At 47.5% G+C, this 21,868-nt stretch carries 13 protein-coding genes; 7 read left to right on the top strand and 6 right to left on the bottom strand.

Going from position 1 to position 21,868, the window contains the following annotated elements:
• Positions 1 to 21: 21 nt before the first annotated feature.
• Both HXW94_RS08845 and HXW94_RS08840 read right to left on the bottom strand, forming a co-directional pair.
• Complete coding sequence (locus HXW94_RS08845; RefSeq protein ID WP_178366535.1) at positions 22 to 1,170, bottom strand: response regulator; 1,149 nt, start codon at positions 1,168 to 1,170, stop codon at positions 22 to 24.
• Complete coding sequence (locus HXW94_RS08840) at positions 1,167 to 3,710, bottom strand: response regulator (RefSeq protein ID WP_178366534.1); 2,544 nt, start codon at positions 3,708 to 3,710, stop codon at positions 1,167 to 1,169. The genes HXW94_RS08845 and HXW94_RS08840 overlap by 4 nt, the downstream gene beginning before the upstream one ends.
• Before the next feature lie 368 nt (positions 3,711 to 4,078).
• Between HXW94_RS08840 and ilvD the strand changes: the two genes are divergently transcribed.
• The 6 genes from ilvD to HXW94_RS08810 are packed head-to-tail and all read left to right on the top strand — an operon-like array spanning position 4,079 to position 13,376.
• On the top strand, positions 4,079 to 5,749 hold the full coding sequence (gene ilvD / locus HXW94_RS08835; protein WP_178366533.1) for a dihydroxy-acid dehydratase: 1,671 nt from the start codon (positions 4,079 to 4,081) through the stop codon (positions 5,747 to 5,749).
• A 14-nt stretch (positions 5,750 to 5,763) separates the two neighbouring features.
• Complete coding sequence (ilvB, locus tag HXW94_RS08830; protein WP_178366532.1) at positions 5,764 to 7,455, top strand: biosynthetic-type acetolactate synthase large subunit; 1,692 nt, start codon at positions 5,764 to 5,766, stop codon at positions 7,453 to 7,455.
• Between the two features lie 14 nt (positions 7,456 to 7,469).
• Positions 7,470 to 7,961 carry an acetolactate synthase small subunit gene (ilvN, locus tag HXW94_RS08825; RefSeq protein ID WP_178366531.1) on the top strand — a complete coding sequence of 164 codons (492 nt, stop codon included), beginning with the start codon at positions 7,470 to 7,472 and terminating at the stop codon, positions 7,959 to 7,961.
• Positions 7,958 to 9,559, top strand: coding sequence for a citramalate synthase (gene cimA / locus HXW94_RS08820; RefSeq protein WP_178366530.1), 1,602 nt, complete (start codon positions 7,958 to 7,960; stop codon positions 9,557 to 9,559). The genes ilvN and cimA overlap by 4 nt, the downstream gene beginning before the upstream one ends.
• Positions 9,560 to 9,575: 16 nt before the next feature.
• The gene (locus HXW94_RS08815; RefSeq protein ID WP_178366529.1) at positions 9,576 to 12,281 is read left to right on the top strand and encodes a DEAD/DEAH box helicase; all 2,706 of its coding nucleotides are present in this window, start codon (positions 9,576 to 9,578) and stop codon (positions 12,279 to 12,281) included.
• Positions 12,282 to 12,305: 24 nt separating this feature from the next.
• The gene (locus tag HXW94_RS08810) at positions 12,306 to 13,376 is read left to right on the top strand and encodes an SWIM zinc finger family protein (RefSeq protein WP_178366528.1); all 1,071 of its coding nucleotides are present in this window, start codon (positions 12,306 to 12,308) and stop codon (positions 13,374 to 13,376) included.
• Between the two features lie 509 nt (positions 13,377 to 13,885).
• On the opposite strand, the gene lepA is transcribed toward HXW94_RS08810, so the two are convergent.
• Positions 13,886 to 15,688 carry a translation elongation factor 4 gene (lepA, locus tag HXW94_RS08805; protein ID WP_178366527.1) on the bottom strand — a complete coding sequence of 601 codons (1,803 nt, stop codon included), beginning with the start codon at positions 15,686 to 15,688 and terminating at the stop codon, positions 13,886 to 13,888.
• Positions 15,689 to 15,829: 141 nt separating this feature from the next.
• Between lepA and HXW94_RS08800 the strand changes: the two genes are divergently transcribed.
• A complete protein-coding gene (locus tag HXW94_RS08800) occupies positions 15,830 to 16,729 on the top strand; it encodes a GGDEF domain-containing response regulator (protein ID WP_178366526.1) in 900 nt (299 codons plus the stop codon).
• On the opposite strand, the gene nadC is transcribed toward HXW94_RS08800, so the two are convergent.
• From nadC to HXW94_RS08785, 3 genes are all read right to left on the bottom strand, one after another.
• Positions 16,726 to 17,556: a carboxylating nicotinate-nucleotide diphosphorylase gene (nadC, locus tag HXW94_RS08795; RefSeq protein WP_178366525.1), complete on the bottom strand. Its 831-nt coding sequence runs from the start codon at positions 17,554 to 17,556 to the stop codon at positions 16,726 to 16,728. The two genes, HXW94_RS08800 and nadC, sit on opposite strands and share 4 nt — an antisense overlap.
• 9 nt (positions 17,557 to 17,565) lie before the next feature.
• Positions 17,566 to 20,235, bottom strand: coding sequence for a valine--tRNA ligase (locus tag HXW94_RS08790; RefSeq protein WP_178366524.1), 2,670 nt, complete (start codon positions 20,233 to 20,235; stop codon positions 17,566 to 17,568).
• 376 nt (positions 20,236 to 20,611) lie between these two features.
• Positions 20,612 to 20,947, bottom strand: coding sequence for a hypothetical protein (locus HXW94_RS08785; protein WP_178366523.1), 336 nt, complete (start codon positions 20,945 to 20,947; stop codon positions 20,612 to 20,614).
• Positions 20,948 to 21,868: the final 921 nt, after the last annotated feature.

Genomic DNA, 21,868 nt, shown 5'->3' with positions numbered 1-21,868 from the left:
ATAAGAATTTCCGGATGGGCACTATATTTGCCGGCGCATTTCCAGGGCCTCTTTATTTGATGGATCAATTCTCAAAATGCGGTTCAAATAGTCGTCGGCCAGGATAATGCGTTTATTTTTGATATGAATCCGGGCAATCTGAAATTTGGTGTTGATATCTCCACGTCTTTTGTTATCAACCTTGACAAAGCATTCCATTGCTTTTTCCTGATCACCGGTTTCAAGGTAAACAGTGCCGGCTTTATATAAAAGATCCAGATTGGAAGGATTCTCTTTGATCGCATCAGTAACGATCTCGGCCACAAATTCATATTCCTGGTTGTCCAGACAGATATCGATGATTCTTTCCCGGAGTATCCTGTTGAACCGGCTTTTGGACAGGATACGCAAAAAAAGCGTTCTTGCCTCATTTCTAAACTCGTTAATCAGAAGCATTTCACCAAGTTGAACAGCTGAATCAAAATACCTGGTGCTGAAAGAGAGAATCTCCATGTAAACCCGGGCGGCCTGTTTAAAGGCGCGTCTGTTAATATAGAGCTTGGCCAGATGGTTTCGTGAAATTGTATCCTGGCGGTTTACAGCAACGGCCTTTTGAAGACATTTTTCACCCATTTCCGCGTTTTGGGTCTGAAGATATAAAAGCCCCAGTTTTCTTAAAATCCGTGATGCATTGGGTTTAAGACGTAAAGCGCTTTTCGTTTCATCTATGGCGCCTTGAATATTGCCGGCCTCTTCACACGCCCTTGCTTCAAGCAGATGAAGCTTTGCCTTTTCCGGGTGGTTGACAGCCTCAACAACACTTTTTATCTTTGAATCCAGGGCAGCCAGGGTCAGTGGTTTAAGAAGGTATCCCTCCACTTCGTATTCTGCAACATCAGCCACAATATCGCGTTCGTTTTCGGCCGTAACCATAATAACAGGAATGTCTCTCATATCCTTGTCACGACGCACGTTGGCCAGCATCCGACTGCCGTTCATTCCCGGCATACTCCAGTCAACAATGAGTAAATCGCAGGAATAATTTTTCATCACATTCAAGCCTGATTTCCCATTATCCGCAAACAAGAGCTCTTTGCCGATCTCAAGATTACGCAACATTTTGCGCAGGGTCAGGCGCATACTTTTCATGTCATCCACAATCAGTATGGTCATGGTTTTAATATCAATCATAAACGGGCTTTCCTGTTAAAACGATTCAAACATGCCTTAAGCATGTCGGGGTCGACCAATGTATCCAACTGCATATCATTACCAGTCCGGGTTTCTATGTCAAGGGCAGCACGTCTTAACTGTTCTGCATTTACATTGGCGGCCGCGCCCTTTAACGCATGGGCACAGTCCTTGGTATATTCAGGATCAAAGGGCTCTTTTTTAACAGCGGATACAAGGTTTTCAACAAGCCCCTCCACTTCCTGAAGAAATGAGTCAAGGATTTCCCCGGCCAATTCCTCGTCATTGCCAAAGCGTTCAAGAAATCCGGTTTTATCAAATACAGGCACAGGCGCATCGTTTTCTTCCAAAGCTGCGCAGACCTGTTCTTGCGTTTCAAGATCATGAATTTCACGCTCAGGCATATCAAAATCCGGGGATTCAAATGCCTCTGAAGCCAAGGTTTCCGACTTATATGCATTAATAAGTTCAATTAACGCCTGGGGATTAACCGGCTTTGAAATAAAATCATCCATACCGGCCTCTTTACATGTCTGCCGGTCCCTTTCAAAGGCGTTTCCGGTCATGGCAATGATGGGGGTTGTGCGATGCTTTTCCAAGGCTTCATATGCCCGGATCTGACGGCAGGCTTCATATCCGTCCATTTCCGGCATCCGGCAATCCATGAAGATCAAATCGTATTTATTTCTCTTTACCTTTTCAACCGCTTGGATGCCGTTGGATGCCGCATCGGTCTGATATCCATGTTTACTTATAATGGCTTTTGCCGTCAAAACATTGGCTTCAATGTCATCAACGATTAAAATTTTAAAGGCCCTTTTCCGGCGTTCTGCAAGGGCATACCGGGTAATAATGGCTTGGCCGCTTTTTTGATAAACCGGTGAAAGCACTGTGTGAATGGCATCCTGGAGAATAGTTCTGTCCAAAGGAAAACTCAAAAAGGCTGAGAAGCCCAGACCCTCAAATTCCTTTGCATCGCCCTGCTTACCCACAGCAGTAACGAGAATGCATACAAGGCTATTCAAATCCGGATGTTGGCTGATTTTTCGGCCGATGGCCCTTGCATATTGATCGGATTCATTAACCTCCATAACAACCACATGAAAGGGCGTTGAACTTGTGTTTGCAACGGTAACAAGTTCAATAACGCGATCGTGTTCACAAGTCTCATAATCAACCCCGCTCCGGTCAAGTATTTTAGTCAGTCGTGTACTGGGTTCCGGCTTGTCAGATACGGCAACCACCCGGATTTCGTCTACGGGAACGGCAGACAGGTCCTGGGCAATCTCTTCGGGCAGCTGTTTTTCAAAGGGGACTTCAAACCAGAACGTGGAACCTATCATTTCGATGCTGTCCACCCCCACCTGGCCGCCCATTAATTCAATGAACAGTTTTGATATGAATAAACCCAGGCCGGTACCGCCATATTTCTTTGTTATGGATGCATCGGCCTGGACAAAGGGGGAAAAAAGCCCTTTACATACCTCCTCGTTCATACCGATACCTGTATCATCTACACTGAAATAAATCAGCGCGTGTTCTTCTGTGTCCTCTTTGAGTGTGACATTCAGGGTCACAGACCCGGTCTCAGTGAATTTAACGGCATTATTTGTAAAATTTAAAATGACCTGGCGTATTCTGCCGATATCGCCTTTGAGCAGTCTTGGTACATCCGTGTCTATATTATAGATAAACTCAAGGCCTTTTTGCCTGGCCTGAAGTTCGGGTAAAGAGATAATGTCCTTGATGGCGATTTCAAGATCAAAGGGCCGGATATCAAGTTCAACTTTTTCTGCCTCAATTTTGGACAGATCCAGAATATCATTAACAATGGTTAAAAGAGCCCGGGCACTGTTATAGGCAATGTCTGCGTAGCGTCTTTGCTCGGCATCAAGCTTGGAGTCAAGAAGAACGTGAAGCATACCTAAAACCCCGTTCATGGGATTTCTTATTTCATGGCTCATGTTGGCTAAAAATCTATCCTTAACCTCAATGGCGTTTTTGGCATCTTCCTGAACGGTTTCGGAAAATTTAACAGCAGCCTGCCGTTCCGCGATAAGTGCCTGCTCTCTTTTAAGCACTAAAAACAAGACGGTCCCAATACCGGAAAACAGAATAATAAAAAACACTAGGCGAAATTTATTGAGATTCAATGCCCCCGGTCCCCAGGAAGGACCAAAATAAAAAAAGGCCACTAATGCTGAACAAAGACCGAAAATAAACAAGAAACCGGGCAGATCAGTAAATAGAACAGTGCCGGTCAAGACAATAATTAAAAAAAAAAGACCAGGACTAAAAATACCGCCGGTAAGACAGGCAAACCAGGTGATATAGGCTGTAAAAATCAGTAAAATACTGCGCCCCCGGATTACGGATCGCGCATTAAAAAAATGATATGCGGCCCATATCAGGCAGATCGTCGCAATTGATGGTGCAATCAGGGCAAGGGTCTTTGCATACAGCCCAATTCCTGTCAGGCAGAATACAATTGCCGTCAAAATAAATGACAGCCGGATTGATGGGTTTTTATCAGTGTTCATGTAGCGTTCTATCAATTAAGATTTAAATGTAAAAATAATATAACTGTCTGCCTGTTTGAATGTCAAATCCTTATTTTTGAACAGACACAGGCTCTAAGCCATGGGAATTTAATTTGATAAAGATCTTATTTTCTCTTGACATTAAAGTTCTTTATATATAATTAATATTTTTAATTAAGAGTAAAATATTATGATAAAGACAAATATTATTAACAGCCTAGTGGTCCTTATTATCGTGGAGGTGATTATTGTCACCTCCTGGCGAAGGGGCGATTAGTGGCTTAAATAAGATTAATGAGAAAAAGCCGTTACCAGCCCCGAAGGGGGGCGGTAACGGCTTTTTTGTTTTTTAGGAGACTTGTTAAAAAATGAAAAGAAGCCGCATTGCAACACAGGGCGTGGCAAGGGCTCCCCACCGGGGCCTGCTGAAAGCCCTGGGATACACCGATATAGAGCTTAACCGCCCCTTGATCGGGATTGCCAATTCCGCCAATGAACTGATTCCGGGACACATGCATTTAGACGCCATTGTCAAAGCCGTCAAGGCCGGTATCTCCATGGCCGGCGGCACCCCCATGGAATTTTCCACCATCGGCGTATGTGACGGTGTTGCCATGAATCATATCGGCATGCACTATTCATTGGCATCAAGGGAACTGATTGCCGACAGCATTGAAGTGACGGCCACGGCCCATCCCTTTGACGGTATTGTCATGGTGCCCAATTGCGATAAAATTGTTCCCGGCATGCTCATGGCCGCGGCACGGCTCAATATTCCGTCCATTTTTGTCAGCGGCGGCCCCATGCTGGCCGGACGTCACCCCCATGACCGGTCAAAGAAAATTGATCTGGTCACCATATTCGAAGCCGTGGGGGCAGTACAAAGCGGCAAAATGACCGAAGAAGAACTGTTGGAAATGGAAAATGCCGGCTGCCCCACCTGCGGCTCCTGTGCCGGCATGTTCACAGCCAATTCCATGAACTGCCTCACCGAAGCCATCGGCATGGGACTGCCCGGCAACGGCACTATTCCAGCGCCCATGTCCAGCCGGCTGCGCCTGGCCAAGCAGGCCGGTATGCAGATCATGAATCTGGTGGTACACGATATTACCCCGGACAAAATCATGACCCGACAGGCGTTTATGAATGCCCTGGCCGTGGATATGGCACTGGGCTGTTCCACCAACACGGTGCTTCATCTTAAAGCCGTGGCTGCCGAAGCCGGTGTGGATATCCCCCTGGCGTTGATTAATGAAGTCAGCAAAAAAACCCCCCATTTATGCTCCCTGAGCCCCGGCGGAAAGGACCATATCGAAGATCTTGACGTCGCCGGCGGTATCCAGGCCGTGATGAAGGAACTGAGTGACAACAACATGATCGATACAAGTCTTGTAACGGTCACAGGCAAATCCATTAAAGACAACCTTGAAAAAATCCAGGTAAAATACCCGGATGTCATCCGGCCGGTGAATGATCCCTACCATAAAGAAGGCGGGCTAGCCGTATTGTTCGGCAACCTTGCACCCGAAGGCTGCGTGGTTAAGCAGTCTGCGGTTCTGCCGGAAATGATGACCCACCAGGGGCCTGCAAGGGTCTTTGATTGCGAAGAAGATGCAAGCGCCGCAATTATGGCGCGGCAGATCAATCCGGGTGATGTTGTCGTAATCCGGTACGAAGGACCTGCCGGAGGGCCGGGCATGCGCGAAATGCTTACCCCCACATCCGCCATTGCAGGCATGGGGCTTGATGACCGGTGTGCCCTGATCACGGACGGCCGGTTTTCCGGTGGCACCAAAGGCGCCAGCATCGGCCATATATCTCCGGAAGCTGCCCAGGGGGGGCTGATTGCCCTTGTCCAGGAAGGTGATCAAATCCGCATTGATATTCCAAACAAAACCATTGAACTGCTGGTGCCCGAAGATGAACTGGCCCAGCGGAAAGCAGACTGGAAAAAACCCGAGCCCAAAATCAAAAAAGGCTATATGGCCCGTTATGCCAGGATGGTTACATCTGCCGGCAATGGTGCCGTATTTAAATAATAAAGGAGCGGATAATGAAACTGACAGGGGCCCAAATCCTCATTAAGATGATAAAGGCACAGGGTGTTAACACTATTTTCGGATATCCCGGTGGTGCCACCATTGATATCCATGATGAAATCCTTAAACACGATGACCTGCGCCACGTTCTGGTACGCCACGAGCAGGGGGCCGTTCACATGGCCGATGCCTATGCACGGGTGCGCCAAACCACGGGCGTGGCACTTGTCACCTCGGGGCCCGGTGCAACCAATGCCGTAACAGGACTTGCATCCGCCCATTGCGATTCCATACCCATCGTGGTTTTTACAGGCCAGGTACCCACAGGTCTTATCGGTAACGATGCGTTCCAGGAAGTAGACATTGTCGGCATCACCCGTCCCTGCACCAAACACAACTACCTGGTCAAGGACCCAAGCAAGCTTGCGGAAATTATCCAGGAAGCCTTTTTCATTGCCGGGTCCGGCCGGCCCGGTCCGGTGCTGGTGGATTTGCCCAAGGATATTGTCCAGGCCATGATTGATTTTCAGATGCCGGGACCCGTGAAAATGCACACCTACAAACCCAATTACAAGCCGAATAAGAAGCAGATGACAAGGGCTGTAAAACTGATCAAAGCGGCCCGTCGCCCTGTAATGTTTGCCGGCGGCGGCGTTATTTTATCCGGGGCAAGCAAAGAATTTACCCGGATTGCCAAATTGACCAATATTCCTGTAACCGCATCCCTGATGGGGCTTGGGGCCTTTCCCGGGTCTGATCCGAATTGGCTGGGCATGCTGGGCATGCACGGCACCTACCGGGCCAACATGAGCATTGGCCACAGCGACCTGATTTTTGCAGCCGGGGTCCGGTTTGATGACCGGGTAACCGGCAACCTTGAAAAATTTGCCCCGGACGCCAAAGTTATCCAGATCGATATTGACCCCACATCCATCCACAAAAACGTTGAAGTTGACTGCCCCATTGTAGGGGACTGTAAAATGGCTCTGGCGGATATTGCCGCGCTTATGGAAAAAGAAGCGCGCGAAAATCTTATGACAGACCGGGATGCATGGTTGAACCGCATCAACGAGTGGAAGCAGCTGACCCCCTTAAAATACGAACAGTCCTTTGACACCATCAAACCGCAATATGTCGTTAAAAAACTGCATGACATCACCCAAGGCAAGGCCATTGTTACCACAGAAGTGGGACAAAACCAGATGTGGACGGCCCAGTATTATCATTTTGAAGCCCCCAATCATTTTATAACATCCGGTGGTCTTGGTGTGATGGGGTTTGGCCTTCCCGCAGCCATAGGTGCCAAGGCCGCAGCACCGGACAAAACCGTTGTCTGTGTGGCCGGCGACGGGTCGATCCAGATGAACTCCCAGGAATTGATGACAGCTGTTGCTGAACGACTGGATGTAAAAATCGTTATTTTAAACAACCGGTATCTGGGCATGGTGCGCCAGTGGCAGGAACTTTTCTACGATAAAGTTTATGCCGACACCAATATGGAGGCCCAGCCCGATTTTGTAAAACTTGCCGACGCTTACGGGGCAAAGGGGTTCAGGTGCGATGATCCGGCCAAGGTGACCGAGACCCTTGAAACGGGCTTGAATACGCCGGGTACGGTGATCATGGAATTTATTGTAGAACGTGAAGAATCGGTCTATCCCATGGTTCCGGCCGGCGGGGCCATTACTGACATGCTTCTGGTTTAAAAAGGATAATTGATATGGAAACCAACAGATATATTTTATCAATTCTTGTGGACAATGAGCCGGGGGTGCTGTCCCGGATTTCAGGGCTGTTCTCCGGCCGCGGGTTTAACATTGATTCCTTAAGTGTGGCCAAAACAGCCGATCCCCACGTCTCCGTGGTCACCATGGTCACCTTCTGCGACGCACACGTCATTGAGCAGATCAAAAAGCAGTTGCATAAGCTGATCAACGTCATCACAGTGAATGATTTAACCCAAAAAGCATATGTGGAACGTGAGCTGGCCCTGGTCAAGGTCCATGCCAAAACCGACAAACGGGCTGAAATTATGCGTATCGTTGATATTTTCAGATCCAGGATCGTTGATGTCGGCAGTTCACACTTTATTGTGGAAGTGTCGGGGGATTCGGGCAAACTCAATGCCTTTGTTGAGCTGATGAAGCCCATGGGTATTATTGAAATTGCCTCCACCGGCACCATTGCCCTGGGCAGGGAGACCGGAAAATGACTACAGTAAACGCAAAGAAAAAAGCCTTGCTTTACGACACAACCTTACGTGACGGCATGCAGGGCGAGAATATTTTTTTTTCCCCTGAGGATAAGCTTAAAATCGCCACGCGGCTGGATGATGCCGGGATTCACTACATTGAAGGGGGCTGGCCCGGCTCCAATCCGGGGGCCCAGGCGTTTTTTGATCTGGTCCGGGACAAACAGTTCAAACAGGCCAGAATCTGCGCATTCGGATCCACAAGAAGGCAAAATTCGACATGCGAGCAAGACGGCAACATCAAAGCCCTGATTGATTCAGGTGCGCCTGTGGTTACGATTTTCGGCAAATCCTGGGATCTGCATGTAATGGACATTATGAATAATACCCGGGAAGAAAACCTGGCCATGATTACCGAAAGTATATCCTACCTCAAGGCCCGGGGCCGTGAAGTGCTGTATGATGCTGAACATTATTACGACGGATATAAAGCCAATGCCGATTTTGCTTTGGAAACCCTGGAAGCGGCTGTGAAAGGGGGGAGCCGATGCCTGGTGCTTTGTGATACCAACGGCGGCTCTCTGCCCTGTGATATTGACACCATCACCCGGGCAACTATTGCCCATTTCAAGGATTATGATGATGTCATTTTCGGCGTGCATACGCACAATGACTGTGCCATGGCTGTGGCCAACACCATCAATGCGGTGCATGCCGGTGCGACCATGGTGCAGGGGACAATAAACGGATATGGCGAACGCTGCGGAAATGCGGACCTCACAGCGATTATCCCCATCCTGGCCCTCAAGATGCACAGGGCGTGTATCAGTGAAGAGAACCTGGCCAAGTTACAAAATTTATCCAGATTTGTATCTGAGACAGCCAATATGCAGCCCATCGCCGCCAGACCGTTTGTGGGCCACTCTGCGTTTACGCATAAAGGCGGGGTTCATGTGTCGGCCATCATGAAAAATCCCAGAGCCTATGAACACATGGCGCCGGAACTTGTGGGCAACCGCCGCCGGGTTCTGGTATCCGAACAGTCCGGCAAAAGCAATATTGCGTATAAGGCCAGGGAGCTTGGGGTTGATCTGGGCAATGACGACACCAAAAAATCGCTGATTGTTAACAACATCAAGGAGATGGAAAATTACGGATATGAGTTTGATACGGCAGAAGGGTCCCTGAAGCTGCTCATGGAAAAACTCACCGAACAGTACCAGTCCCATTTTGATCTGGAATCATTCAGGGTGGTGGTTGAAAAGGACAAGGAACGCCCCTGTTATTCCCATGCCATGATCAAAATCCGGGTTGGGGACGAAACCGAAATCACCTCAGCCGAAGGCGACGGTCCGGTATCCGCCCTTGATAATGCCCTGAGAAAAGCATTGACGACCATGTATCCGGGTGTCAAGGATCTCCATCTGGTGGATTTCAAGGTCCGCGTCATTGACGGATCCGACGGGACCGATTCAAGGGTCAGGGTGTTGATCGAGTCACGGGATACGGACAATATCTTTTCAACCGTTGGTGTTTCCGCAGATATCATTGAGGCATCCTGGCAGGCTCTGGCGGACAGTTTTCAGTATAAACTGGCGCTGGATCATAATAATAAATAATGAGGTTGTGGTAATATTGACGGACAAGAACAACAAACAGGTGCTGGCAGTATCGGTGATGCCGGATCAGACACTGAGCCTTGAGTGGGAAGATACACAACGTAAAATCCCGCCGGAACAATCCAGGGTGTGGAAAGAGATTTATGATGATTTTTCCTCCCGGGCAAAATCATGGCTGTATCATGCGGGGTTCAAGGAGATCCCGACGCAACTTTCTCCGTCCCTGGATTATTTTATCCGCTTTTCCCGGTGCTTTGTTGAGACACTTTTAAAAATGCCGGAACTTGAAACCCTCCGGCATGGCGCCGTGGTGGCGAGCCCTTTTGGCACCATTGCCGAATTCATGTCGGCTCGCCCCATGATGGCCGGTGCCGAATATGTCACCCGGGAGATGCTCCAGGGGCTCTGGCAGGGATTCAATGCATCTTTTGCCGGCGAAATCACCGCCTTTGAGGGGCGCGTCAGTGAGTATCTGCGCACGCAAAATCCGGATCTCCATCCGGCTGGCAGGGTTTTTTTTCATTTGGTTGAAAATAAAAACCAGGCCCAGCCCTTTGCCTTCATGGCCACCTATTCCACCGGGATAGGGGCCAACGGTAAACCCAAGCATCTGCCCCTGAAACATGCCATTAAGACCCACGACGATAATGCCCTTCTCACCCTGTTGTCCACGGTGCATAAGGCCGGGGAAAGCAGCGCGCTGGTGGCGGATCTCATTGAATCCGGAGAGTTGTTCCATCCCCTGGCCTGGGATGAGGATGACGCGTTTCAGTTTTTAAAGGAAATTCCCGATTATGAGGCCTCTGGAGTGATCTGCCGGATTCCGGACTGGTGGAAACAAAGTGCCGCCCAAACCCGGGTGAATATTTCCCTGGGGGACCAGAAACCCTCCCTGACCGGATTGGATGCTATCCTGGATTTCAAACCGGGCATCGCCATCGGAGATCTGGAATTTACCCCGGAGGAGATCAAAACAATCCTGGAAGAAAGCCGGGGCCTTGCCTTTATTAAAAACAAATGGGTCGCCGTGGACCCTGAAAAATTAAAAAAAGCCCTGGACACCTGTCACCGCATTGAAGACCTGGCCGGCCATGACATGACCCTGGGCGATGCAATGCGGGCCCGGCTGAACCCGGACAGGTTACTGGACGGCATTGATCCCGGTGTCGAGGTCAGCGTCTCCAACGGCGCCTGGCTTGCCTCTGTCCTGAAAAAAATGCAGGCACCGGAAAAGGTGGAACCCGTTCTGCCGGCCCCGGGCTTTAAAGCAGAATTAAGAACGTACCAGTCAACGGGGCTGAACTGGCTGAATTTTTTAAATACCCACCGGCTTGGGGCCTGCCTGGCCGACGATATGGGGCTTGGCAAGACCATACAGATCCTTGCCCTGCTTTCCACCTTTCCCAAAAAGAACAAGCCCCCGGCCAGTCTCCTGGTGGTGCCGGCATCCCTGATCTCCAACTGGGAAAGTGAAATCAATACCTTTTTCCCTGCACTGAAAACCTATGTGGCCCACCCGGGGTTTAACGGGTCAAGCGCCTCTGGGGAGGGCAGGAAAAAGGCAAAGGCCAAAGATCTCAAACTGCCCAAATCCCAACTGGACCGGCTGGACCTGGTCATCACCAGCTACACCCTGGTCAAGAAATACCCGTGGCTGGAAAAATATCAGTGGCATTGCCTGATCCTGGACGAAGCCCAGGCCATTAAAAATCCCGGCACCCAGCAGACCCGGGCCGTAAAGGCACTGCCCTGTACTCACCGGATCGCCATGACAGGAACCCCGGTGGAAAACCGTCTGTCGGATCTGTGGTCTTTATTTGATTTTTTAAATCCCGGACTCCTGGGCAATAAAAAAGAATTTTCAAATTTTGCCAAGGGCCTCAAAGATAATCCCAAAGGCTATGCCGGGCTCCGGCAGCTGGTTTCTCCTTATATCTTGCGCCGCCTGAAAACCGACAAATCCGTGATCTCGGATCTGCCGGACAAGGTGGAAATGAAAGTCTTTTCAGACTTGAGTCCCAAACAGATCCTGCTGTATAAAAAAGCGGTTAAAGATCTGGCGGACAACATAGAAAACACAGAAGGGATACAGCGAAAAGGGCTGGTCCTGTCGTCACTCATGCGGTTCAAGCAATTGTGCAACCACCCGGACCAGCTCACGGGGTCCGGGGATTTCAAAGCCGTCCACAGCGGCAAATTCCAGCAGTTGGGCCGAATATGCGAAACCATTTATGAAAAAAGGGAGCGGGTCCTGGTCTTCACCCAGTTCAAGGAAATGACAGGGCCTTTACAGAGATTTCTTGAAACTATTTTCAACCATCCCGGCATCGTGCTGCACGGCAGTGTTTCCGTGGCCAAAAGAAAAAAACTGATCCAGACATTTCAGGATGAAATCTATTGCCCGTTTATGGTATTGTCCCTTAAGGCGGGCGGCGTGGGGTTGAATCTGACCCGGGCCAATCATGTGGTCCATTTTGACCGGTGGTGGAACCCGGCTGTGGAGAACCAGGCCACGGACAGGGCCTTCCGCATCGGCCAGACCAGGAAGGTTCTGGTTCACAAATTTGTGACCCGGGGCACCATTGAGGAAAAAATTGATACAATGATCAGTGAAAAGCAGGACCTGGCGGACCAGGTGGTGGCCCCGTCCGGTGAGGCCCTGGTGACGGAAATGGATGACAAAAAACTCATGGATCTGTTCCGGCTCTCCTTGCCGGACTAAGATTCCTGACGGGAAAGTAACTATATGTCTGGATACGGATATCCAAAATATGTAAGTGTGGCAGCGAAACGGGCAAAGGCGGAAAAAAAGCTCAAGGCCCTGAGAAAAAAAGACCCGAATATTCAGCCCATTATCATTGAAGGCAAAAGCCTTGCCAAAACCTGGTGGGGTAAAGCGTGGAACCAAAATCTTGAACAGTACGCGGATTACGCCAACCGCATCGGCAGAGGACGAAGTTACGTCCGGCACATGGCTGTGCTGGATCTTAAGATTCATCCGGGAAAAGTCACGGGTCTGGTGTCGGGCAGCGGTTCACGCCCCTACAAGGTCACCATCGAGATTGATCCCATTCCCAAAACCCATTGGGAAAAAATTAAAACCCGGTGTAAAGGCAACATGGACAGTCTTAAAAAGCTAATGACCGGAAAATTCCCCAAAGACCTTGAAACGGTGTTCACCGAGAAAGGCAAAGGCCTGTTCCCATCACCCAAAGAGATCCATCTGGACTGTTCCTGCCCGGACTGGGCCGTCATGTGCAAGCATGTGGCGGCGGTGCTGTACGGGGTAGGCGCCAGGCTGGACCAGAACCCCTCGTTATTTTTTGTCCTGAGAAAAGCAGATGTGAACGACCTCATCTCTGAAACCGTCAGGGAAAGTAAAAAAGAGCTGCTGAGTCGCTCTAAAAAGAAATCTTCCCGGATCATTGAAGATGATGACGGCTTATCCCAATTGTTCGGCATTGATCTGGGTGATGAAGACCAGCTTGATTCGTCCGGCGGGAAAAAATTGCCACCGGCATTGAAACAGCCGGCCCGGAAACCTGGACGGAAAAAAAAGACCACCCCGGAAACCACTGCTGCAACCGGGCCGCCTCCTAAGAACGTGTCCGGAAAATCATCAAGGAAAATCACGGATGCCGCCGGCATTGAAACCCTGTTCAAACGCCGGACAAAAACCCCCACATCAGTGGCCGAAGTCATTGAAAAATCAGACATGGATCCCCAGAAGGTCAGAAATACCCTGTTCCGCCTGGTGAATCAGGGCAAACTGGAACGGGTTTCCCGTGGCATTTACCGGTGGGTCAGGAACGGATGACACTATCGACTATTTAAAAAGATCCAGCAGTCCGAACATCCAGAGAGGAATTCTTTTCTTGTCCGTTGTGTAATTGGTATCAATGACAAGCCGGGTTGTGATCCGTTTTCCAGCAGATCATCAAGTGAAAAGCTTTCCAACTGCTTGTCAGCAACTCAGAGTGTCGCACCCGCACCGTAGTAGCTGATGATGTTATCTTCAATTAATGATAATTCATCGGAATCAATGACGCCACATATTAAGAAAGACATCATGCATTTCCATAAGTGCTGGATGCCTTTTTTGTTGGTAGCTATCTATATTCAAAAAATTAACACTCAATTCAACCAGTTGATTAAGCAAATGGGCTATCTGCAGACATTTATTGTTTTCGGTAATCCTTTGTAATACCTCAACTTCTTCCCATACCGAAGGTAAATTTCCCTAAAATATTCAGGTGGATCTGATAAAAACTTTCTTCATGGCGTGTTGTGGGCAGGCTGACGGACTTTCAAGGCGACCGATGGCCGTTAATCAGTTTTTAATACTGACAGGAAAGCAGACTGAGGGATCTCCACAGACCCCACCATTTTCATTCTTTTTTTGCCTTTTCGCTGTTTTTCCAAAAGTTTACGCTTTCTTGAGATATCGCCGCCATAACATTTGGCGGTAACATCTTTGCGATAGGCAGAAATGGTTTCTCTCGCAATAATCTTGCCGCCAATGGCGCCCTGGATGGGTATTTTAAACTGCTGTCTTGGAATTTCTTCACGCAATTTTTTGCAGGCTGCTCTTGCTTTGATCTCTGCCTTGTCCCGGTGAATCAGCATGGAAAGCGCGTCAACCCGTTCCGCATTGATCAGAAAATCCAATTTTACAAGATTTGTCTCCTGGTAGCCTGCAATTTCATAATCAAAGGAACCATAGCCCTGGGTCACACTTTTAAGGCGGTCATAAAATTCATAAACCACCTCGGCCAGAGGCAGGATAAATTTCATTTCCATGCGGTTTGAGGTCAAATACTGATAATTGGTGCTGACGCCGCGAAATTCATGGCAAACCTGCATGACATTGCCCATATACTTATCCGGTACAATGATGGACGCTTTGATAATGGGTTCTCTGACACATTTTATTTCTGTGGGATCAGGATATTCCGTCGGATTATCAATAATCTTAACTTCGCCTGACACATAGGTGACTTCATACTGAACCGAAGGTGAGGTTAAGATCAATGAAATATCATATTCCCGTTCAAGGCGTTCCTGAACCACTTCAAGGTGTAACAGTCCCAGAAAGCCACAGCGATACCCGAACCCCAGTGCGGCAGATGAATCCTTTTCATAAATCAGGGCCGCATCATTCAATTTGAGTTTTTCCAACGCCTCGGTCAGTTCCACATAATCGTCGGAAGCCACCGGATACACGGAAGAAAACACCACGGGCGTAGGTTCCCTGAAACCACCTAATGCTTTATCACATCTTTTATCCGGCATGGTCACGGTATCACCGATTTTAACATCGGATATAAGCTTTATCCCTGCAATAAAATACCCGACCTGACCGGCCTCAAGACTGGGCATAGGATTACGTTTAATCTGGAACAGTCCCAGCTCTTCAACCTTGTAGGTCGCATCATTGGACATGAACTGTATCCGGTCCCCTTTTTTGATACTTCCCTCAAAAATTCTGAAATGAATGATAACACCCCGGAAGGGATCATAGTGGGAATCAAAGACCAGGGCCTTGAATGCGCCTGTATCTTCAACGGTGGGTCCGGGTATTCTATCAACAATAGCCTGAAAAATTTTATCAACACCGGTTCCCGTCTTTGCGGACACAAGAAGCGCCTGGTCACTGTCAAGGCCTAAGTCTTCATCAATCTGACTTTTGACCCATTCGATCTCAGCCGAAGGCAGGTCAATTTTATTGATGATTGGAAGGATCTCAAGTTCATGTTCCATGGCCAGGTACAGGTTGGCCAAGGTCTGGGCCTCCACCCCCTGGGATGCGTCAGCCAGTATCAAAGCCCCTTCACAGGAAGCAAGGGCCCTTGACACTTCATAGGAAAAATCCACATGCCCCGGTGTATCAATGAGGTTCAACAAAAAATGTCTACCGTCCGGATCCGTATAGGGAAGGGAAACCGTCTGGGATTTTATGGTGATGCCCCTTTCCCGCTCAATATCCATGGAATCCAGGATCTGCTCTTTCATATCTCGATCCTCTATAATTCCGGATAGTTGTATTAATCGGTCTGACAAAGTGGATTTGCCGTGGTCAATATGCGCAATAATAGAAAAGTTTCTAATATTATGTTGATGATATTTCAATGAGACTCCAAACTAAGCGTTGACAAAAAAGGCATATCTATCATAATTAGGGCTATACATTTACCAATTGTATTTTACACTGTCAAGAAAAGCCGCTTGTTCAAGACGTTCTATTGCATCGGATTTTTATCGGAGAAGCCAATGGCGCATGCCATCCTCATTGTTGATGATGATATAGCAATTAAGGAATCAGTGGAAGAATTTTTAGCACTAATGACCTATGATGTCAAAAGTGCTGAAAATGCATTCCAGGCCGTTAACATGCTAAAAACGTTTCAGCCCGATATTGTTTTAACGGATATCATGATGCAGGGGATGGACGGACTTGAACTCACCCGATTGATCAGGGAGCAGTACGCTATTGATGTCATGGTTATGACCGGTTATTCTGCTGAGTACTCCTACGAAGAGGCCATCAATGCCGGGGCCAGTGATTTCATTTTCAAGCCCTTTCGCTTTGAAGAGCTGGACTTAAGAATCAAACGCATGCTCAGAGAAGCTGCATTTAAAAAGGAAAGGGATAAGCTCCTAGAGGAGATGAAACAGTTGGCCATAACCGACGGGTTAACAAACCTGTTCAATTCCCGGCAGTTTTTTCATCAAATCAAGCAGGAAGTCGAACGTTTTCAGCGCTATTCCCGAAATTTATCCCTTCTTATCCTAGATCTCGATTTTTTTAAGAAATACAATGATACCTGGGGGCATCTGGAAGGAGATAAAGTGCTGATGCGCATAGGCATGATCATCTCCTCCTGCCTGCGCCGCATGGATTCCGCCTACCGCTATGGTGGTGAGGAATTTGCCGTTCTTTTACCGGAGACAGAGTTGAGAGAAGCTTGCCTGGTGGGGAATCGTATCAGGGAAAATGTCCAAAAAGCAGTATTCACACCGGAAAACGGTGTGCAGACATCTGTAACTGTAAGCCTTGGAGCGGCACAAATTGTGCAAGGAGAAGACTTTACCTCATTTATCAAACGTGCAGATAAGGCATTGTACCTTTCCAAGGAAAACGGTCGCAACCGCTTAACCGTAGCACCTTAATCCGGGGTAATGCGCATGCTTAAATCAACGGATACCGCATGATGGGTGAGCGCGCCGCAGGAAATTATATCCACGCCGGTGCCGGCAATGGCGTTTAATGTCTGCAAACAGACATTACCCGATGCTTCCACCACGGCCCGCTTTCCGATCAACGTCACGGCTTTGGCCATTTCATCAATATCCATGTTATCCAGCATGATCACATCCGCCTGGGCATCAAGGGCCTGCTGCACCTGGGACATATCCGAGACCTCCACTTCCACCTTCATCAGATGGGATGCCCTGTCCCGGACAAGGGATACGGCCGCGGCAATGGAACCGGCGGCCGTGATATGATTGTCCTTGATCAGAACACCGTCATAAAGGGCAAATCTGTGATTAAAGCCCCCCCCGGCCCTGACCGCATCTTTTTCAATTTTTCGCCAGCCGGGTGTTGTTTTTCTTGTATCTACCAGCCTGACTTTGGGATTATCCAGTGTATTGACAAATTTTCGTGTCAGGGTTGCAATACCGGAAAGCCGCTGCAAAAAATTTAACGCCACACGTTCGGCGGTTAAAAGCGAGCGGATATCGCCGATGATGGTAAAGATCACATCATCTTTTTGAATGGTGTCCGAATCATTAAAATGAAGCTTACATACCGTTGACGAATCTACAGCATGGAACACCTTTTTGGCTACATCCGTTCCTGCCAGGATAAACTCTTGTTTTGCAACAATGCCGGCGGTTTTTTTCTGGGGATGAAGAAAAATACTTTCCGTGGTCACATCCCCAAGACAGGTATCTTCAAAAAGCGCCAGCCGGATGATCTGTTCTGTCGTATTCATAATATAAGTTTAATCTTGTTTCAGATTCTTAACCCGATCCAGGTTCACCGTAATTTTATCCTGCTTTTCTTTAAGTTCTTCATGCTGTGTCCGGACCTTATCAATAACATCTTCCGGGGCTTTCTCAAGGAAACTGTCATTGTTCAACCGTTTCTGGATACCATTCAACTCTTTGGTGTTTTTCTCCAGCTCCTTTTCAAGACGACTGATTTCTTTGTCAAAATCAATTACACCGTCAAGGCAGACATAACAGGTGGTGGCACCTGAAACTGTGGTGGCTGAGGATTCAGGCGGATTGTCTGGATTACAAAAAGAGAGGTTCTCAAGTGTTGCAAGATTAATAATGACGGATTTATTTTCGGCAATCAGCAGTTTTTCTGCATTATCTGCCGTGGTGGCCAGGACTTTAACCCGGGTGGAGGGCTGGATGTTCATTTCGGATCTGATATTGCGGATACCGGAAATCAAAGAGAACATGAATTCCATCTCTTTTTCACAGGCTGAATTTTTGAACTTTTTGAAATCATTATCATTATAGGGAAACGCTGCCTTCATGACAGAGCCGCTTGTGCCCGGAAGAATATTATAAATTTCTTCGGTAACAAAGGGCATAAAGGGATGCAGCATGATAATAATATCTTCAAGCACTTTTGCCAGAACACCACGGGCAGTGTCGCGCTGGTCAGCCCCTAATTTCTCATACAGGGCGGGTTTGGCAGCTTCAAGATACCAGTCGCAGAATTCATGCCATACAAACTGATAAACCGCGGAAGCAGCTTCATTGAACCGGTATTCCTCAATGCCTTGTTTCACGGCCAAAGCGGTTTCAGCACACCTGGACAAAATCCAACGGTCCGTCAGGGTCAGATCAAGATTATCCGTCAATGCGTCTTTTTCCGTAATGTGCATCAAGGTGAACCGGGCGGCATTCCACAGCTTGTTAACAAAATTTCTGTACCCTTCCACCCTTGATTCGGACATCTTAACATCCCGGCCCTGGGCAGCAAAAGCAGCCAGCGTAAACCTGAACGCATCTGCGCCGTATTCATCGATCACCTTGAGCGGATCAATCACATTGCCCTTGGACTTGGACATTTTTTTGCCGTGTTCATCCCGGACCAGGGCATGGATATACACATCTTTGAACGGAATTTCATCGTCCATAAAATGAATACCCATCATCATCATTCTGGCAACCCAGAAAAACAGAATATCAAACCCTGTAACCAGGACATTGGTGGGATAAAAGGTCTTCAAAAGATCCGTATTTTCAGGCCAGCCCATGGTGGAAAAGGGCCAGAGCGCCGAAGAGAACCAGGTATCAAGCACATCGGTTTCCTGGACAATATTTTTTGATCCACACTTGGGGCAGGCATCAGGATCAGTCTCTTCAACAATAACTTCCTTGCATTCCGGACATTTCCATACAGGGATGCGATGCCCCCACCAGATTTGACGGGATATGCACCAGTCCCTGATATTGTCCATCCATTCAAAATAGGTTTTTGACCAGTTGTCAGGAATAATCCGGGTTCTACCGTCCCGTACGGCCTGGGCTGCCTTTGCAGCCAACGGTTCTACCTTGACAAACCATTGTTTGGAAATAGAAGGCTCAACATCGGTGTGGCAGCGGTAGCAATTGCCCACGCTGTGCTTTAAGGGTTCTTTTTTCTCAAGCAATCCCAGCTCTTCAAGCGCTTCAACCGCTTTTTTGCGGCATTCAAACCGGTCAAGGCCTGCAAAACGCCCTGCCCCTTCAAGCATTACACCTTCATCATCAATGACCTTTAATTTTTTCAAGTCGTGTTTTTCACCCAGATGAAAATCATTGGGATCATGCGCCGGCGTGACTTTCAGGGCACCTGTACCAAACTGGGTGTCCACATAGTCATCTCGGATAATGGGAATTACCCGGTCTGTCAAGGGTAATTGAACTTCTGTTTCCCCAAGGTCTTTAAACCGTTCGTCTTCGGGGTTAACAGCCACGGCCATATCCCCAAACAGGGTTTCAGGCCGGGTGGTGGCAACGGTCAGCCCTGTTTTCCGGTTGCCTTTGAACGGGTATCGGATATAATAAAGGTAACCGTCCTTTTCTTCATATTCGACCTCAAGATCTGCGAGTGCGGTTTTGCATCTGGGACACCAGTTAATGATATACTGGTCTTCATAGATTAGACCCTCTTTGTATAGACGGACAAATACCTTGCGCACGGCTTCGGAGAGTCCTTCGTCCATGGTAAAGCGTTCCCGGTCCCAGTCACAGGATGCACCAAGACGCTTGAGCTGGTTGATGATAGCCCCACCTGATTTTTCCCGCCATTTCCATACTTCTTCAATAAAGGCTTCCCGTCCGACCTGATCACGGTTTTTGCCTTCAGCGGCCAGTTTGCGTTCAACCACATTCTGGGTGGCGATTCCAGCGTGATCAGTTCCCGGCATCCATAGAACATTCTGTCCCAAAAGCCTTCTGTATCTGCACATGATATCCTGGATCACGTTGTTCAGTGCATGACCCATATGGAGCACGCCAGTGACGTTGGGTGGTGGAATCACAATTGAAAAAGGGATTCTGTCACTTTTGTCTTCAGCTTTGAAAAAACCGTTTTCAAGCCAGAATGAATACCATTTCTCTTCAATTTCTTTTGGCGAATATCCTTTGTCCAGGGAATCCGAACACATAATTCAACTCCTCAAACCCTTTTAATATGACATCCCCTTATTATCAGGGAATTGTGTCATGTTTTGTCGTAAACCACCATGCGTGTAAAAAAGTCACGGCAGTCCAAGGCTGTTTAATGAAAAAAGGGGATTGAATCAATCCCCGGCACGTCAGCCTATCAATCAAAATAAAACCATCCATAATATGACTTGGCTTTTAAGCCGTCTTGCGCATTGCGCCATTAGGAACATATTTCGAATATGCACCCAGTAACGCACCTTAAATACAACTTAAAATCATAAGTCATATTTAGAGAGTTTTTAATCTGATCCCAAGCCTTAATAAATATTTTTAAAAATTAAGTCAATCGTTTAATGAGGTCTAAGGCCCATGGGCCTAACCGATATCATCAAGATCTTTTTTAAGTCCTGCTTTAATATCTTCTATTTCACGCTTGATCACCTTTTCCATTACTTCAAAAAGAATTTTTTCAATAATTCCGGAAAACTTTTTCTCTATAACTTTTTCAAGGACAGCTTCTAATTCGCCTCGGTCCAGTGACGGCATAATATCCTCACCGTCTTTTCGGGCTAAAGAAATATCTTCGGAAAGCAACGCTTCCGAATCAGGGGGTTCCTGGGTCAGTTCAATTAAATCCTGATCTTTGGGGGATGATTCTTCGGTGAACACTTCGGTCAACTCAATAATATCATCATCATAATCTTGAACCATAAAATCCTCATTTTGTCCTGATTTTAAAACGTTTGATAATTTTTATAAGACGTAAAAATTATCAAAGCAGATAAAAAGTGTCAACAATTTCCTGCTTTCCCCAGCAATTCAGAGCATCGAAGCAGCTTCATAGTTATAGTTAACGTAATCAGATTGTTCCTAATATTCGTTGGCGTAAAGCCGAAGGCGGCTTAAAAGACAAACAGATGGACGATTCTATTTTGACCATGGGCCTAAAAGGTTGGAGGAAATAGTTTTTAAGGAATCACTGTAAAAAAACTTCGGAAAATGCTAGAAAAAAAAAGGCTTTCAACCAAAAAGCCGAAAACCCTTATCGTTTGTGGCGCGCCCGGCGCGATTCGAACACGCGACCCCTTGATTCGTAGTCAGTTGACTAAGCACTCCCAGCACCTCCATGAAATCAATTTATACTATAATAACAATTAATTAAGAAATCGACTTTTCCCTGTAGTGCCCTAAGCAACCTCAAAAAGGTGGGACAGGAGTGGGACAAATTTTTCTTGACGAGACCACTTGATCTGGTAGACTAAAAAAAATGTAGTTTAGAAAAGATGGTTTTAGAATATTGAGGAGGAGGGCTTATGGGATATAAATGGACAAAAACGCAATTTCCAGGAGTACGTTATCGAGAACATCCAGATCGAAAACATAATGGAAAACCTGACCGATACTTTGCCATAAGATACAAAATTTTTGGCAAACCAAAAGAGGAAGCTCTCGGATGGTCATCACAAGGATGGAATGCCCAGAAAGCCTCCTTACAGAGGAGTGAATTATAGTGGTTTGCAAATGAATTGATAAACTTATAAAACTTATGTGGTATAATAGAAGGTTGTCAAAAAAATTGGAGGATGCATGTATCATAATCTATAAGCAAGTTCCTAAGTCATAGGGAAAGCA

Origin of the sequence: Desulfobacter latus (genome assembly GCF_013389365.1) — a bacterium.
Taxonomy (GTDB): Bacteria; Desulfobacterota; Desulfobacteria; order Desulfobacterales; family Desulfobacteraceae; genus Desulfobacter; species Desulfobacter latus.
This window is presented reverse-complemented; position numbering and strand designations above follow the sequence as displayed.